A 15,478-nucleotide genomic window follows, 5' to 3' on the forward strand; every position below is an offset into this window, starting at 1 on the left:
AATTTTTTGTTAATGATTTTAAGCATTCTTCATGCTATTTAAAATAACAGGCTGCCTTTGACCTTGGAAGAGTAGTTACAGAAATTGATTTCTCTGATGATCCGCTCTTGCAAGGAAGGAATTTTTCATATATAGATCCTCAGAACTATAGACTGGGTGGTCCAAATTTCCATGAATTGCCCATCAATAGGCCGATAAATGGCACACACAACAATCAAAAGGATGTGTTTGCAAGAATGGATATCTTAAAGGGTAATACAAATTATTTTCCAAATAGCCAAGGAAATGGATGTCCATACCAAGCTATGCTTAAAGGGGAAAAAGCTTACCAAACAGGAAAACGACAGGTTGATGGTAAAGAAAGTAAGAGCAAAGTCGAGTTCATTTGCAGAACACTTTACTCAAGCTAGATTATTTTTTAATTATTTAAGTCCTGAGGAGCAAAACCATGTTATCAATGCTTTTAGTTTTGAGCTCTCGACAGTAAATAATGAAGATATCAGAAAGCGTGAATTGGCCAATTTAAATCATGTTCATCCAACATTGGCAAAAGCTATTGGGAAAAACTTAGGATTGACACCATAGAATCCCTTGATCCGCTTACTTTACAATTTGCAAGGCAAAATCACCCAAATTATCCATTAAAGCTTAATAAACCTGAGATTGAAAAGTCTGAATTCTTAAGTATGAAGATTAAAGGTGAAGAGGGTAATATCCGTAGCCGGAAAATTGTATTTTAGTTGATGATAGTGTAAGTAAAGTATCGGTAGATTAAATGAAAAAATGACTTGAGAAAGATGGAGCTATTGCTGTGCTGATTTCTTCGCATGTTGGAAATTTGAAATATAAGGAAGGGGGGGGAAGAACCCATACAGCATAGTTATTTAACCGATGTATCAGTTTGTTTTGATGGTTTTTATACACCTAATGGCGACTCTGTATCCAAGTTCGCTCAAAATCCAGATTATCTTCAATTTATTAATAAAGGTTACCGTCACAGTAAAGTAATTGCATTTGCCAAAGGAACAGAGCAATTAGCAGCAAAATCTTTGATAGAAAAAGATCAAGGTGTAATATTTGAGTCAGATCCAAATTGGACAGATGCATTTGTTAATGCACTCAAAAAACATAGGGTATGGGAAAGAGAAAACCCTAGAAAAGTCCCTTCATAATAGATTACAATTATCTTTCCGCCATCTTAAAATCCGTTGAACTCTCAAAGCTTCTCCAGATTTGTGTCTGTTACTCAATATAATTACTTTAAAAGAAATTTCGAAAACCAATTCTGATTTTAAGGTTTGCAAAGATTCAATTTGTTTTTTTCTGGGCAATTGTTCTAACATCTCACTGATTTCCGTAATAGTAACATTACTGGTATCGGAATAAACTATTTTCAATAGTTGCCAATTCTTTATCAACTAAAACAACAAAACAATAGAAGGTAAATTGACCATTGCATCTCCCGGAACTAGATAGGTCATAAATCTAAATATGGATGATTTGTTACTTTTTTTCTACAGTTAACTAAGTTCTGATTTTAAATTATCCCTGTTGAAAGTAAAATTATTTTCTTGTAAATAATAATGTATAGTTTGTTCATTTGCTACCCAGAGAACATGAATATCTTGAAATTGAACAAAAATTTAAATTACCTTTAATTAACGCTAATAAAATTAGTAATTTTGTTTCAACTTACTAATATATATAGCGAATGTTTGGGTTTGATGATAAATTGGAAATATTAGCTGATGCGGCAAAATATGATGTTAGTTGCAGTTCCAGTGGAGGAAAGCGAAAAAATAATGGTGGGATCGGAGATGCCTCTACCAGTGGAATTTGCCATACCTATACTGAAGATGGAAGATGCGTTTCATTACTTAAGATTTTAATGACCAATTATTGTATTTATGATTGTTCATTTTGCGTTAGCCGTAGGAGCAATGATGTTCAAAGGGCAGCATTTTCGGTAAAAGAGGTTGTGGATCTTACCATGAACTTCTATAGGAGAAACTATATTGAGGGATTGTTTTTAAGTTCAGGAATTTTTAAATCTGCAGACTATACAATGGAACGAATGATGTTGGTGGTGAGGAAACTTCGAAGCGAAGAAAGGTTCAACGGCTATATCCATTTGAAAGCAATTCCCGGAGCAAGTGAGGCTCTATTAAAAGAAGCAGGGTTATATGTGGATCGTATGAGCGTAAACCTAGAGATACCCACGGAAAAAGGCCTGAAATTGGTCGCTCCTGAGAAAGACCATCAAACTGTAATCGAGCCATTATCCATCGTTCAGAATGAAATCGAAACCATTGAGCGAGATAAAAGGAAGTTCAAAAAGGTTCCTCATTTCGTTCCAGCAGGACAAAGTACACAAATGGTAATTGGCGCCACTCCAGAAAATGACCTTCAGGTCATGGAAACCGCCAGCAGGTTCTATAAAGAATTCAATCTCAAACGGGTTTATTACTCAGGATATATCCCAATAAATTCTAATGATAGCCTATTGCCTAAAATTGGCACAGCTCCGCCATTGGTGCGGGAAAATAGACTTTACCAAGCTGATTGGTTATTGAGGTTTTATGGATTTTCTCTTCATGAAATCTTAAACAATAGCCATCAACATCTGGAATTGGAAATTGACCCCAAACTTTCATGGGCATTGAGGAATCCACAATTCTTCCCAATTGATGTCAATACTGCGGAATATAAATGGATAATTAGAATTCCTGGGATTGGAAGGCAATCAGCCCATAAAATCGTTCAGGCCAGGAAATATGGAAAACTTCGGGAATATCAATTAAAGAAAATGGGAATAGCCTTTAACAGGGCCAAATATTTTATGGTTTGCCAAGATATGATTGTCAATACGGGATTTATTTATCCAGATGCTATTAAGAAGGCTTTATTGGATCACCATCCGGAGCCTAGGGTCTCGAATTCCGAATCACAGTTAAGCCTGTTCTGATGGATTACGTTTTTGATGGTAGTTTCAACGGTTACCTATGCTGTGTATTCGAGGCATTTGAGAGAAAAGAGTTTTATGTTACTCCTAAAGTGCTGGACATGATAGAACCAAATATTTTCAATCAACAGAGACAAGTTATGACCGTCCCTGAAAAATCTTCCCGTATTTTGAAAGGAATCGAAAAGATAATAGGAAAGAAGGACCTGAATATTTTCTATCATAATTTTCTTGCAGATCAAAAAGGAGCATGGGAAATAGGTTTTAGGACTATCATTCGTTTATTTAAGTATGGTAAAATTGACATTCGGGACTACGGAAACCCTGAAATTTTGCAGATACACAAAACCATTAAGCAAGTAAGTCGAGAAAGGCATAGGATGAAGGCATTTGTGAGATTCGTCAAATCTTCAGATGGTCTCTACACAGCGCTCATTGAGCCAGATTTCAATGTTTTACCTTTGGTAATCCCATTTTTTAAGAATCGGTTTTCTGATCAGGATTGGTTGATTTATGATATCCGAAGAAATTACGGATATCATTATGATGGACGGGAGATTCACGAAGTCCTTACCTCTGAAAACCAGGAAATCGAAAATCCATATGCCTTAGAATTGGATCTTGACTCAAGAGAAACGGAATTTCAACATTTATGGAAAACCTACTTTAAGAGTACGAATATTGAAGAAAGGAAAAACATCAAATTACACCTGAGACATGTACCCAAAAGATATTGGAAATATTTAGTGGAAAAGCAATAATTGCGCAATTCCATGCCTAGGTATTTCAACTTCTTTTCAGGTTACTTATCGAAAATTTGCCACCAAAAGCTTGTAATGAACAAAACCTAGATTTGTGGCTTGTATTGGTTCATTTTTCAAATATGTAAAGGTTAAAATATTTTTTGAAAACAAGCCTGGGCGTATATCAAGAAGTACCGTGAATTGGAGTTTTTTATGTCGACATCTTCCACTTGTTATAGGATTTCTTGTAGGGCAATTATGCCCTCTTCCAGCTCTTTTTCAGAAAGTGAACCATAGCCTAACCTGATACCATATATGGTCTCATTGAAGCTATAGGTATCGGGACTGATGATCTTGATTCCCTTGCTATTAAGTTTTTTGGGAATTTGGGACCAATCCATGGACTTATTGGGTACAATCCAGAAAGCCAAACCACCTTCGGGAACTGAATAAGTTGCTCTGTCCTCCATGTATTTTTTGAGCAAACCGGCCATAAAATCCCTTTTGGCTTTGTAGTGGTGAGACGCCTTTTTGATATGGCGTTTTATGGTGCCATCCTTGATAAGTTGCAGAACTGCCTGTTCCATAATACTGTCTCCTTGAACATCAATAATCTTTCGCAAACTACTTACCCTCTCCATCAGGGCTTCGTCATGGGTTACTAAATAACCTATGCGAAGGGCAGGCGCAACCACCTTGCTCATGCTGCCTATATATACATAATTTTTCAGTTCGCCGAAACTTGACAAAGGCAATACAGGGCGGTAACCAAAATGGAACTCGTTATCATAATCATCCTCGATAATCGTAAAACCGTATTCGTTGGAAAGCTGTATCAATTCCAACCTTCTCTTCAGACTCAATGTCACAGTGGTGGGATATTGATGGTGTGGGGTAACGTAAATTGCCCTTACCTTTTTACCCGATTTCAGATAGGCAATAACCTCCTCGATCAGCAAGCCGTCCTTGTCTACGCCTACCGGCAACAATGTTGCCCCTGCATTCTCAAAGGCGGACCAAGCAGGCTTATATCCTGGGTTTTCAACGATTACATAATCATTTTCTGTAAACAGATATTGAGCTGTCAGATACATCGCCATTTGACTGCCTCGGGTGATACAGATATTATGATGATTGACCTGCATGCCTCTCTGGTGATTGAGCATTTGCACTATGGATTTTCGAAATTCCAGATCACCTAATTCGTTGCCATATCCCATCATTTGCCAACGTGCTTTTTGGTTGAAGATCTGGCGGTAAGCCCTTGCCAATTCTGTGATGGGAGCAATTTTACTGTCTGGGCTTCCATCATCAAACTGCAAATGATAATGTTTGTTTATGGCATTTTTTGCATTAAGAGTGCCACGTTTGGTTTTTTTGCCTCCCATAAAATCGGGCAAGGTATCGGACACAAAGGTACCCTGTCTCTCTTTGGGAGTTAACCAGCCTTCCATGATCAGTACGTCCAATGCTTCTACAACGGTATTCCTATTGACCTTCAAGAGCTGTGCAAGTTTTCTGCTTCCGGGCAGCGCCTCGCTTGGCATTAACCTGCCGGATTGGATATCATTTATAATGGCATCGGCTATCTGCAGATAGATGGCTTTATCTGATTTTCCATCTAATAGTATTTCAAATTTCCAACCTCTCAGCATCTGGACTATCTAATTATATAAAAACTGTATCATTTTAATGGTCCAAATGTACGATACTTTTGTATAGCAATATTGCAATAAACAATAAATAATTTAATTATGTCAAAATTAGAAACTGCCACAGAAGTAAAAAAATCGATCCACGCAGAACAGAAACAGTTCAGCTCAAAGGATTTCCATCAGACCTTTGCAAGACCATCCTTTGTTAGAACCTCACACCTCATCCACAAAAATGTTGAAAATGCAGGTATCCACAATCAGTTTTCGGAAGAAAGAAAGCACCCAGTTTTCTTTGTGGACCTGCCAAGCAAAAACGTAAGCATGACCATAGGTGGCCTGTTGCCAGGACAAAAAACTCACAAACACCGCCATACATACGAAACCATTTTGTATGTGCTTGAGGGAAAAGGATCAACGCTTGTAGAAGATGAAATCGTAGAATGGCAAGCCGGGGATGCAGTTTACATTCCATCTTGGGCTTGGCACCAGCACCACAACCTAAGCGAAGTCGAGGCTGCAAAATACATCGCCTGTGAGAATGCCCCGCAACTTCAAAACCTAGGTGTGGCATTACGTGAAGAAGAGGGAAGAGATTTTTAACCTTAAATCGAGATAAGAAATGAATGAAGTACCATTTAAAGGTGTGATTGCATATCCGGTTACACCATTCGACAACAACGAGAATATTGATATCCCACTATTCAGAAAACAAGTGGAACGCTTGATTAGGGTAGGTTCTCACGGCATTGCGCCATTGGGAAGTACGGGTGTCATGCCTTACCTCAGCGATGATGAAAAAGAGTCTTTGACCGAAACCTGCTTACGACAGGTAGCCGGCAGAGTACCAACATTGGTCGGTGTTTCAAACCTTACCACGGAGAAAACTGTTTACCATGCGCAATTTGCCGAAAAAGCCGGTGCCACGGCCGTAATGGTTATCCCTATGAGTTATTGGAAATTGAGCGATGATGAAATTGCAAAACACTATGACACTGTTGCGTCTAAGATTTCCATTCCGATTATGGCCTATAATAACCCTGCCACCAGTGGCGTGGATATGTCCCCAGCACTTTTGAAGCGTTTGTTAGAAATCCCAAATGTTACGATGATTAAGGAAAGTTCGGGTGATATTCTACGTATGCATTCTTTAAGAAAAGAATTAGGCGATGGAGTGGCTTTTTTCAACGGTTCCAATCCCTTGGCATTATCCGCTTTTGCAGCAGGTGCAAGAGGATGGTGTACGGCTGCGCCGAATCTGATACCAGAACTCAATCTAGCTCTTTATGATGCCATACAGGAAAATGATCTTGAAAAAGGACAGCAGGTATTCTACAAACAGGTTGACCTGTTGAAATTCATTGTTGCCAAAGGTTTGCCCCGTTCCATCCAGGCAGGTCTAGATCTATTGGGAGTTGGCGGAGGGGGATTCAAAAGCCCATTGCAACCCCTTGATACAGATGAAGTAGCAGAACTCGACAGGATACTTTCAAAAATAGACAATGAAGTATACCAATATTAAATGTCATATAATCAAAGTAAAATGGAAAAAGCAATTTTTTATCACGCAGGTTGCCCTGTATGCATAAGCGCGGAACAGGACATTTTGACCCTCATACCCGAAGGTCAGATTATGGTAATCCATTTGGGTATGGAAAGATCTAAAGTAGACGAAGCGGCGGCATCAGGTGTAAAATCTGTTCCAGCCTTAGTTCTCCCCAATGGGAATGTATTACATATTAACTTTGGGGCTTTCATAGAAGAGCTAAGGTAATAACTATCTATAGCCCGAAGATGTGAATTTTTCGGGCCTATAGATCATTGTCCACAGCTAAATGATATACCATATGAATCCACATTCAAAAAACAATCATCCAGATGCTAAGGCATCGGACAAGGTTAAAGTAACCGTGACCATCAATGGCACCACATACCAAATCCCATGGAATAAGCAGATGCCTTTGCTGTCTGCCATGCTGCATGCTGGGATTGACGCACCGTATTCTTGTGGCAGTGGAAGATGTGGCAGCTGTACTTGTAAATTGGAGAAAGGGGAGGTACGTTTAAGGAGAAATTCTGTCCTGTCTGAAACCCACATACAGCAAGGCCTGATCTTGGCCTGTGTAGCAATGCCCATAAGTACGAGGATAAAGATAAATTATGACGAGTTCTAATCGTACTAAAACAACTGTACGGTTACCACTTTTTGGCCTGGACTACCTAATTATCCATAAACTGTACCGCCATGATAAAACGGATATCGGATACTTTTGAGCAAATATTTAATCTTAACAAAATGGAGATCAACATCAGGAAAGTAGGTCTGGAAGATTTGGACGCTACAGCAGAGTTATTCAATCGCTATCGGGTCTTCTACCGACAGCAAGACGATTATGAAAAGTGCAAAAAGTTCATTCAAGACCGGATGGAAAACGATCAATCCCACATTTTTGTGGTTTATGCCGATGGCACTGCAGTTGGGTTTGTCCAGTTGTACAAACTTTACCATTACATCAAATTGGCCAAGCAATGGCTATTGAGCGATTTGTTTGTTCATCCCGACTACAGAGGCAAGGGCTTTTCGGTAGCGCTGATAGATAAAGCTAAGCAATGGTGCGATGAAACCGGTGCTTGCGGATTGATGCTTGAAACCGAAAAGACAAATGATATAGGCAACAGATTATATCCACGTTGCGGATTTGAATATGATGCCAACCACAACTATTACTATTGGTGGAAATAAGAAAAGGGGCAAACTTGAGCGGTTTGCCCTATACAAAAAATGCTATTGCGGTTCGTGCAGCAAAATTCCAAAAAATACAAAAATTGAAATGGAAACAACGGATCAACATCAGAGAACTAGAACCTCAAGCAACCAGATCTTATTTGAAATGGAAAAATACCTTTCAAATTTCGATCTGAATATAACAAGCAAAGGGGTTGAAAAAATTCGTGCATCCCAAATAAATAAATGTCCCTAGTGCATTAAAGTCCATACCCAAGAGGCACGAATAACAAGGGAAACGGAACAGCCAATCTATGCACTGTCAGCATGGCAAGTGAGTTAACTTTTTACCGTAGCAGAGAAAGCCGTATTGGTGATGGTGGAAGAAGTTAACCATATCGCTGTCCATGGTTGGAGAGATAAAACCTTTCATAATTTGAATGGGTTTGATTCAGAAATCAGGTAGTACACCTCATCATCGCGATCAATCAGATCAACTTTTTAAACAGGATTGAAATACGTACCCGAAGGTTTACGTTCAACAGTATGCCCCATTCTGTAAAATGATTTAGAGGGAAAGAGAATGCTTGCCTTTTTTACATTATACCTTTTATTTATGATGATATTATCCACATTCAATGTAGTAACATAAACTTAGCAATTATTGAGTTACAAACAGAAGATTTAGTCATGATACAAGGGGGGTGATTAAAAATAGAAAAAATAAATCCGAAACCTAGGAGTTCTCGTATATAACCTAACGATACATTATAAACAAAAAACAAATAGGTTATGAAAGAAACAACCACTAAACAAGAGGGCTTTATTGAAGAGAATGATCGACAAATAAGCGAGCGATTAGGCAGAAGGAATTTTCTGAAGATTGCCGGAGCCGGTGCTGTTGGGATAGCAGCATTTGGATTGGTCGGGTGCCAGAAAGACGACCACGGACCGGATATGAGCGGTAATGGATTGTATTTCGGTAGCGGCGATATTGCTATATTGAACTATGCATATGCCCTGGAGCAATTAGAGGCAGCATTTTATATAGAGGTCATGAATAAACCCTATAGCGGAATCAGCGATTGGGAGACGATGTTATTTAGTGACATCCGTGACCATGAAATTGCCCATCGGGAGTTTTTCAAAACCGCATTAGGAAAGAGCGCTATTGCGAATTTGGAATTCAATTTTTCGGGCATCAATTTCTCCAATCGTGCAAACGTGTTGGCTACGGCCAAGGCTTTTGAAGATTTGGGCGTGTCGGCATATAACGGAGCAGGATGGTTAATCAAGAATGAAGCCTATCTGGTTTTGGCAGGCAAAATTGTCTCGGTGGAAGCTAGGCATGCAGCTTTAGTTCGCGATTTAATTGACAACGGTACTTTTGCCAACAGCGAGGTAATTGATAATCAGGGTTTGGACCTTGCCTATAGTCCGACGAAAGTATTGGAAATCGCAGCCCCATTTATTAAATCTAAGATAGATGTAAGAGATTTACCAACCTATTAATCCACTTTAAAATTTATTAAAATGAATTTATTTAACATCTTTGACCAGATTATGCAAGTCGATCCAGAGTTCGACGAGCGAGTGAGCCCTCGTCGCCGGGCGATCCGAAATATGATGTCCTTTGGCAAAAAGGTGAGCATTGCCGCGATGCCCTTTGTACTTAGCGATCTTTTTAAACGTGGCTATGGCCAGGCACCTACCGATGTGAACGGTGTTCTGAACTATGCGCTAACGCTTGAATACCTTGAAGCGGAGTATTATACAAAAGGTGCAGCAGCATCAAATTTAGTGCCCTCAGGCAAACCCGCGGGGGCTATTGCAACCATTCGCAACCATGAAGTTGCCCATGTGGCATTTTTAAAACAGGTACTTGGAGAGAAAGCGGTTTCCAAACCAATATTCGATTTTACAGCTGGAGGTGCTTTTCCCAATGTTTTCAGTAATTATGACACCTTTCTTGCGCTTGCCCAAGCCTTTGAGGACACCGGTGTACGTGCATACAAAGGACAGGCCGGCCTATTAAAGGGTAATCAAGTTGTGTTAACGGCAGCATTGCAGATCCATTCGGCAGAGGCTAGGCATGCCTCCCATATCCGACAGATGCGCAAGGCCAGAGGAGGAGCTGCAGCCGATCAGAAACCGTGGATAACAGGAGCAAACGATTCAGGCATAGGCGCTGCCGTAGATCCAGTTTATGCGGGGGAAGATAACAAAGTTCAGGCTGATGTGGATATAACAATGTTGCCAGGAATAGGTGGTAAAATTTCCACTGCCGCTGCGACACAATCGTTTGACGAACCGTTGTCTGCTTCAGCTGTTCTAGATATCGCGAAACTTTTCATAAAATAGTAGGGTTGATTTGATGTAACGGTAAGCCCGTATCGGAAGGTGCGGGCTTTAATTGGTAACATAATAGATTGTGTTATTCTTTGGGATTAAATACGTAATAACATGTACTAAAACATTCAATATGCTAATTTTCTATCATTTTAGCTACCATGGAAAAGTTGATGGGGATCTGCATAATATTTTTGCACTTTAATTTGTTAGTTGCAATAGCATAAAGAAAATATAACTCACCGCTTATTCCTATGATAATAAACTTTTTGGATTATCAATAGTTTGTGGTAAACTTAAACTTTATAATTTCCTCTCAAATAGAATTGGTTTTCTTTTTATCTACCATTAGTAAGTAGATGTCCTTCAGTTCTGTTGAGTTTTTCGAGAATATTCCATAAACATCAATATCTTCTAGGGCCAAATAAATCCTGATAAATTAAAAAAGCTTATGAATTTTTCTATAGACCTAAACGTTTTACAATTTTCTAAATTAACCATAATGTTTAAATTAATTTTCTCTGTGAACTGGTTATCATTTACCCGGTAATTTTTGCTGACTAAATATTTCCCATCACATACATTTCTGTAAGGGTCGGTACTAAACTGCCTCCTTCATTTTCCAATGTTATTGCAAAAGCCTCTGCCTTGTCAATATGGTGCATTTTCACCATGGAATGATCATTGGAAAGAGGGAGTAGTCCTGCATCAACTGGCTGACCATCAACAATAGCCCAAAGTTGGTACTGTTTTCCTGAAGGTACCAGGGGTAGGTTTGATACAGATAAAAAAACATCGGAAGTTTTAGTGTCCCAAAAGAGAACCGCTTTGGCCTCAGGATACTTTTCAATACCATGCAAGGTGATGGTCTCAACCGAAGGACGTTGTATTATTTGCCAACGTTCGTTTACATCTTTCAACTTGTCTAGGGATTCTTGATTTGAAGAAATTGCTTGTTGCATTTTTTCTAGATCTCTTTCCCTATAGTTCAAGAGTAGAATGTTCGAGGCTAAACTTAGGATTAATAGGACTGAAGCTGCTATGGTCAATGGCATCCATCTTTTTGTTCCCAAATTCGGAAGAGTATTTCTCTTTTCCATTTCTTTGCCTTCAATCTGAGTATTGCCGTTGACGGTAGCAGAGAGAGTGGCTTGCTCCTCCACTGTTAATGTGGACAATCGATCCCATATCGATGGTTTAATATCTTCATGGGGAGCAATGGCTTCATTGCTAGCCAGATCTTCCAGGAGTAATTGCACATCAAGAATCGCCTGTTGGACTTCTGGTGAATTTTTACGTATGCATTCCAGGATGCCCACTTCCTCCTCGGTGGCGAGCCCCAAAACGTATGATTCAATAATCCCAGACGATATGTATTCCTTAATGTTCAAATCTATTATTGTTCTTTCAAAATCTCACGTAACTGAATTAAAGCCGACCTTACCCTTGTTTTCACCGTACCTAGCGGGATATGAAGTTGGTCGGCGATTTCTTGCTGCGAATAACCGTGATAATATGCCATTTCAATGAGCTTTCTCCACTCAGGTTTTAATTTATCCAGCACGGTACCAAAACCAATATAATCAGACTTATCAGCTTGGTCAGTACTCGCAAAAATATGACTTTCTTTATTATTTACGATATCTGGAAATGATTGGTTTTTTTGTTCGTTCTGAACACCCTTTGATCTAAGGTAGTCCAGGGAAGCATTGCGTGCAATGTTTATCATCCAGGTGTACAGCCTGCCTTTGTCCTGATTAAATAAGTCGACGTGCTTCCATATTTTGACAAACACATCCTGTATTACCTCCTCTGCATATTCTTTATGTATTACAATGCGGATTATGATACCGTATAATGCGCCTGCATAATTATCGTATAGATAATTAAACGCACGCCGATCTCTTTTCTTCAATAAATCGATTAGTGTATCTTCAGATAAGTGCTGTATTGGACTCAAGTGGTATATTCTATACGCGAAATCGAATATACAAAAATATAATTGAATGTGATCCTTTTTCCAATAGAGTTTAATAATGGATTGTTCAATGGGCACAGGATTTGAGCCCCGGAGAAAAAAAAACACTACCCCGGCAGCAGTGAATAGATTGTGTTTAATTTAAAATGAACCTCAATAAAATTATTGCATAAAACAAGCTTTACTTCAGGAATGTCGAATATGGTTGCTCATTATCCACCAATGAAGTGGATTTGTAACTTGAGTTAACTAATTTCTACAATATATTTTTCCATAACTAAACCTTTGAAAAATCCCATAAATCCACAGGCAGAAAAGGAAGATTAAAGAGCCTAAAAGCACAACAATTGGTTCATTTTTCACGCTATACGTAAATATCCATTCATGCGAATGGATGTTTACCTTATATTAATATTTTGATTTATTAATTTTCTAAAAACAATTTCTCAACATAGTGGGTTAGGTTTATGACATTTTTATATTAATATAGATTCTTGTTGTTTTGTCAGATTCAATAATATATGATGGAAACTCCATTGCCTATAAAGGATTTAATATTATTCAGGTTATATACTGGTAAACCAATCTTTGAATTGGAAATTTTTGAAAATTTTACAGAGGATCTAACATTTCTTCTGGAGGAGAAAATGATCGTTCCATTAAATAAATATATACAATTTGATTATCCTTATGACTTTGAGCTTACCGAAAGGGGTTTAAAGCATCTTTTTAGGTAATCTATGTTTGAAACAGCATAAAGTCTATTTTCCTGTTTTCCAATGTGGACTGTCAACTGGTTTGGATTCTGGTGAGCCTTTTTGACGAAGAAAAATTGTTAATATAACTATTGAAGCAACCGATAGAAATTCGCTTTGCCAATTCTGAAAAGTTTCGAACCAAAAAGTGGGTTCAGTCAAATAATCACTTATCGATATGGAGGGCTTACCTTCAAGTGCATTCTCCTCCATTTTCCCCTTATAACTGCCGAATAAATGTAATCCCCAAGATGCTATAAAAAGAATCAAAAACGCAATAGAAAGTGAGTGTTTGTATATTAAGAGTCTCCATCCGCCACTTTTCACTGGCGCTGGAGCGCCTGGTCTGTAAATGGGTTCCCGATCTACCTCTTCTTTTTTGTCTATTTCCTTTGATTCAGCTGATCCAACTTGGCGAAGGAAAATAGTAAGTATAACATAAAGCGCCATCTGAAGGAATTCGCTTTGAAAATTTTCAAATGTCGCTGATATAAAATGGCCAGAAAATAAATAATCACCAAATAAAAGTTCCTTCCCATGTTTTTGATATTCACTAACACTTTCCTTCCAACCAAAGTAAATCTGACCAATCAGGGCCAACAAGAACAAAGAAATAAAAACGATTAATAATGAATTCCTGTAAAAAAAACTTCTATTTGCTTTCATTTACATTATTAGATATATATAAGGAACATTTAGATCAATAATTGGTTTAGGCAACTTTTATTTTTTGATAAGCTGGCTGGTTAATGGTATAAAAAAATCCCCTCGGATAGGGAGGGGATTAAAACTCAACAAATATATTCAACATTAGATTTTATTAAGATAAAGCTTGAATTTCCCTTTTACTACATCAAATCCCTCGTCTTCCGCAAACGATGGAATCGTGAATTCAAAAGTGCCTTCAATATCCTCAGCTCCATTTTCTTTCTTTGTTATTTTGGTAAAATAGACCTTACCATCACCAAAAATGTATTGAGAATAATCTAAGTATGGATTATATCTAATAAATGAAAGGTTCTCCCTTTCATTAATTGATATATAATCGTCCATTTTATTAATTATCTGTTTCCCTGGGAGTGATCTGATAACATACTCATGGTTCAGAAGGATCTCCTTACCGACAGGAATCTTTACAAAGATAGTATGTATGGGAGATTCTTTTGAACCTTTCTTTTTCAAGGAAGCATGTAATGTAATATACCTAACTCCATTTGCATATTGGGGCAGGTTATGATAATTATAATCAAATTTTGGCCCACTGCGATAGTTCAAGTCAAATGCCCTTCCTTGTTGAATAAAGGTTTCTCCATTATAAGCTATTTCGACATACCTATCATCTGGCAGGGGATTTCCTTCTTTGTCGCAGCTATTGAAAAAAATGGTTGATAGTAATAATAGAAAAAGTGTAAAGGTGGTGAATGCTTTATTTTTCATTTTAGATCTGGTTTCTGGATGAAACGAAACCTTTATCTTGAATGCTACATAGTAAAACTGTTTTTTTTTTAAATTACAATAAAAAAAAACTCTATTCCCATTAAAGAAAGGTGAGAAACAAAAAAAATTCGGCGTAGAGGGTTATATTGTAGAGGGTTATATTTCTGTATTGTCTTTGATTCAATGATTTTTTGTCATCCACTTTATCAACATAGACCGGAAGGCTAATTTTCTTAATTGATATTAGGAATCAATTTTATCTAAAGATTCAAACTGTAGGAAATAAAAACAGGCCCACCATGTCGAAGAAACGAAGGCTCCGGATAAAGGTGCGTTATTCGTCAACAAAATAGGTTGGCCTTTGGGATAGTCCTGATCGCTTGGTGGTCCCTTGGTATCGGAATGAAGGGGTCAAGGTCAGGGGGAAATGGTCTAAAGTGACGTTATCCACACACATGTTCATCAGAAGTCTCCAATCAGGTGGGCGCGACCGTCAAGGGAAGATTGGCAGAAAAGAGCTCTATGCGCCACGATTATGAGGATGAGATCTACACCGACCGAATATCGCAGATCTTACAACAGCTTGGACAGGTTGGATTAAATCTGGAAGAAATTGACCTATCAGTGGGAATACGGATTCTTGAACAATAATATCATACTTACAACACAAGGCTGATCAAAGGCATAAACGATGCATTTGTTTCCTAGGGATGGTTCAACGATTTTGTGCATTGGCACAGGTAGCTGACAGCTACGGCAGGCATCCAGATATTAGAGCATCTCTAGCCGCTAATTTTCGGTACTGTAGGAGGCAGCAAGGCTCGGTCTGCCGGATTATGGGTAGCTCTGGAATATGATTGGATCAGGAAGATTACCA

At 38.4% G+C, this 15,478-nt stretch carries 18 protein-coding genes and 1 pseudogene; 14 read left to right on the forward strand and 5 right to left on the reverse strand.

Translation table 11 applies throughout. The features are described 5' to 3' along the window. Window positions 1–59 precede the first annotated feature (59 nt). From NLF99_RS19730 to NLF99_RS15130, 5 genes and pseudogenes are all read left to right on the forward strand, one after another. A pseudogene (locus NLF99_RS19730) lies at window positions 60–269 on the forward strand (catalase); the annotation flags it as partial. Window positions 270–285: 16 nt separating this feature from the next. Further along, on the forward strand, window positions 286–585 hold the full coding sequence (locus NLF99_RS15115) for a catalase-related domain-containing protein (protein ID WP_236736444.1): 300 nt from the start codon (window positions 286–288) through the stop codon (window positions 583–585). A gap of 284 nt (window positions 586–869) precedes the next feature. Next, a complete protein-coding gene (locus tag NLF99_RS15120) occupies window positions 870–1,172 on the forward strand; it encodes a hypothetical protein (protein ID WP_254529447.1) in 303 nt (100 codons plus the stop codon). A gap of 539 nt (window positions 1,173–1,711) precedes the next feature. Then, window positions 1,712–2,965: a putative DNA modification/repair radical SAM protein gene (locus tag NLF99_RS15125; protein ID WP_093095713.1), complete on the forward strand. Its 1,254-nt coding sequence runs from the start codon at window positions 1,712–1,714 to the stop codon at window positions 2,963–2,965. Next, entirely contained in the window at window positions 2,965–3,723 is a 759-nt protein-coding gene (locus tag NLF99_RS15130) for a TIGR03915 family putative DNA repair protein (protein ID WP_254529270.1), read from the forward strand. Before NLF99_RS15125 ends, NLF99_RS15130 begins: the two co-directional genes overlap by 1 nt. 215 nt (window positions 3,724–3,938) lie before the next feature. Here the strand turns inward: NLF99_RS15130 and NLF99_RS15135 are convergent, their stop codons facing one another. Further along, window positions 3,939–5,360 (reverse strand): PLP-dependent aminotransferase family protein, encoded by a 1,422-nt coding sequence (locus NLF99_RS15135; protein ID WP_254529273.1) that lies wholly within the window; start codon window positions 5,358–5,360, stop codon window positions 3,939–3,941. Window positions 5,361–5,459: 99 nt separating this feature from the next. On the opposite strand from NLF99_RS15135, the gene NLF99_RS15140 reads away from it, so the two are divergent. The 7 genes from NLF99_RS15140 to NLF99_RS15165 all read left to right on the forward strand — a co-directional run bounded on the left by NLF99_RS15140 (window position 5,460) and on the right by NLF99_RS15165 (window position 10,443). Beyond that, the gene (locus tag NLF99_RS15140; RefSeq protein ID WP_254529275.1) at window positions 5,460–5,960 is read left to right on the forward strand and encodes a cupin domain-containing protein; all 501 of its coding nucleotides are present in this window, start codon (window positions 5,460–5,462) and stop codon (window positions 5,958–5,960) included. A gap of 19 nt (window positions 5,961–5,979) precedes the next feature. Next, window positions 5,980–6,879, forward strand: a complete 900-nt coding sequence (locus NLF99_RS15145; RefSeq protein ID WP_254529278.1) for a dihydrodipicolinate synthase family protein — start codon at window positions 5,980–5,982, stop codon at window positions 6,877–6,879. Between the two features lie 129 nt (window positions 6,880–7,008). Continuing rightward, window positions 7,009–7,131 carry a hypothetical protein gene (locus NLF99_RS19735; RefSeq protein WP_302328367.1) on the forward strand — a complete coding sequence of 41 codons (123 nt, stop codon included), beginning with the start codon at window positions 7,009–7,011 and terminating at the stop codon, window positions 7,129–7,131. A 73-nt stretch (window positions 7,132–7,204) separates the two neighbouring features. After that, on the forward strand, window positions 7,205–7,531 hold the full coding sequence (locus NLF99_RS15150) for a 2Fe-2S iron-sulfur cluster binding domain-containing protein (protein WP_254529280.1): 327 nt from the start codon (window positions 7,205–7,207) through the stop codon (window positions 7,529–7,531). A 71-nt stretch (window positions 7,532–7,602) separates the two neighbouring features. After that, window positions 7,603–8,100, forward strand: coding sequence for a GNAT family N-acetyltransferase (locus NLF99_RS15155; RefSeq protein ID WP_254529283.1), 498 nt, complete (start codon window positions 7,603–7,605; stop codon window positions 8,098–8,100). A 774-nt stretch (window positions 8,101–8,874) separates the two neighbouring features. Then, window positions 8,875–9,594, forward strand: a complete 720-nt coding sequence (locus NLF99_RS15160) for a ferritin-like domain-containing protein (protein ID WP_254529286.1) — start codon at window positions 8,875–8,877, stop codon at window positions 9,592–9,594. A 132-nt stretch (window positions 9,595–9,726) separates the two neighbouring features. After that, window positions 9,727–10,443 carry a ferritin-like domain-containing protein gene (locus NLF99_RS15165; protein ID WP_308214540.1) on the forward strand — a complete coding sequence of 239 codons (717 nt, stop codon included), beginning with the start codon at window positions 9,727–9,729 and terminating at the stop codon, window positions 10,441–10,443. Between the two features lie 548 nt (window positions 10,444–10,991). Here the strand turns inward: NLF99_RS15165 and NLF99_RS15170 are convergent. Further along, window positions 10,992–11,822 carry an anti-sigma factor gene (locus tag NLF99_RS15170; RefSeq protein WP_157739445.1) on the reverse strand — a complete coding sequence of 277 codons (831 nt, stop codon included), beginning with the start codon at window positions 11,820–11,822 and terminating at the stop codon, window positions 10,992–10,994. Between the two features lie 5 nt (window positions 11,823–11,827). Further along, a complete protein-coding gene (locus NLF99_RS15175) occupies window positions 11,828–12,391 on the reverse strand; it encodes an RNA polymerase sigma factor (RefSeq protein WP_093097722.1) in 564 nt (187 codons plus the stop codon). A gap of 539 nt (window positions 12,392–12,930) precedes the next feature. Here NLF99_RS15175 and NLF99_RS15180 point away from each other — a divergent pair. Next, window positions 12,931–13,146 (forward strand): hypothetical protein, encoded by a 216-nt coding sequence (locus NLF99_RS15180; protein WP_093095729.1) that lies wholly within the window; start codon window positions 12,931–12,933, stop codon window positions 13,144–13,146. A gap of 24 nt (window positions 13,147–13,170) precedes the next feature. Here the strand turns inward: NLF99_RS15180 and NLF99_RS15185 are convergent, their stop codons facing one another. Together NLF99_RS15185 and NLF99_RS15190 are read right to left on the reverse strand one after the other, a co-directional pair. Then, window positions 13,171–13,830 (reverse strand): DUF6766 family protein, encoded by a 660-nt coding sequence (locus tag NLF99_RS15185; RefSeq protein ID WP_254529291.1) that lies wholly within the window; start codon window positions 13,828–13,830, stop codon window positions 13,171–13,173. Between the two features lie 144 nt (window positions 13,831–13,974). Continuing rightward, window positions 13,975–14,601 carry a hypothetical protein gene (locus NLF99_RS15190; RefSeq protein ID WP_254529294.1) on the reverse strand — a complete coding sequence of 209 codons (627 nt, stop codon included), beginning with the start codon at window positions 14,599–14,601 and terminating at the stop codon, window positions 13,975–13,977. Between the two features lie 480 nt (window positions 14,602–15,081). Between NLF99_RS15190 and NLF99_RS15195 the strand changes: the two genes are divergently transcribed. Continuing rightward, window positions 15,082–15,252 carry a hypothetical protein gene (locus tag NLF99_RS15195; protein WP_254529296.1) on the forward strand — a complete coding sequence of 57 codons (171 nt, stop codon included), beginning with the start codon at window positions 15,082–15,084 and terminating at the stop codon, window positions 15,250–15,252. Window positions 15,253–15,478: the final 226 nt, after the last annotated feature.

It is taken from the genome of Sphingobacterium sp. LZ11T8 (genome assembly GCF_024261425.1).
In the GTDB taxonomy this organism is placed as follows: Bacteria; Bacteroidota; Bacteroidia; order Sphingobacteriales; family Sphingobacteriaceae; genus Sphingobacterium.

What these genes read in the sequence shown, in the direction of transcription:
- NLF99_RS15115 (WP_236736444.1), top strand. Translation starts at nt 286, where the DNA reads ATGGATGTCCATACCAAGCTATGCTTAAAGGGGAAAAAGCTTACCAAA.
- NLF99_RS15125 (WP_093095713.1), top strand. Translation starts at nt 1,712, where the DNA reads ATGTTTGGGTTTGATGATAAATTGGAAATATTAGCTGATGCGGCAAAA.
- NLF99_RS15130 (WP_254529270.1), top strand. Translation starts at nt 2,965, where the DNA reads ATGGATTACGTTTTTGATGGTAGTTTCAACGGTTACCTATGCTGTGTA.
- NLF99_RS15135 (WP_254529273.1), bottom strand. Translation starts at nt 5,360, where the DNA reads ATGCTGAGAGGTTGGAAATTTGAAATACTATTAGATGGAAAATCAGAT.
- NLF99_RS15140 (WP_254529275.1), top strand. Translation starts at nt 5,460, where the DNA reads ATGTCAAAATTAGAAACTGCCACAGAAGTAAAAAAATCGATCCACGCA.
- NLF99_RS15145 (WP_254529278.1), top strand. Translation starts at nt 5,980, where the DNA reads ATGAATGAAGTACCATTTAAAGGTGTGATTGCATATCCGGTTACACCA.
- NLF99_RS19735 (WP_302328367.1), top strand. Translation starts at nt 7,009, where the DNA reads ATGGAAAGATCTAAAGTAGACGAAGCGGCGGCATCAGGTGTAAAATCT.
- NLF99_RS15150 (WP_254529280.1), top strand. Translation starts at nt 7,205, where the DNA reads ATGAATCCACATTCAAAAAACAATCATCCAGATGCTAAGGCATCGGAC.
- NLF99_RS15155 (WP_254529283.1), top strand. Translation starts at nt 7,603, where the DNA reads ATGATAAAACGGATATCGGATACTTTTGAGCAAATATTTAATCTTAAC.
- NLF99_RS15160 (WP_254529286.1), top strand. Translation starts at nt 8,875, where the DNA reads ATGAAAGAAACAACCACTAAACAAGAGGGCTTTATTGAAGAGAATGAT.
- NLF99_RS15180 (WP_093095729.1), top strand. Translation starts at nt 12,931, where the DNA reads ATGATGGAAACTCCATTGCCTATAAAGGATTTAATATTATTCAGGTTA.
- NLF99_RS15185 (WP_254529291.1), bottom strand. Translation starts at nt 13,830, where the DNA reads ATGAAAGCAAATAGAAGTTTTTTTTACAGGAATTCATTATTAATCGTT.
- NLF99_RS15190 (WP_254529294.1), bottom strand. Translation starts at nt 14,601, where the DNA reads ATGAAAAATAAAGCATTCACCACCTTTACACTTTTTCTATTATTACTA.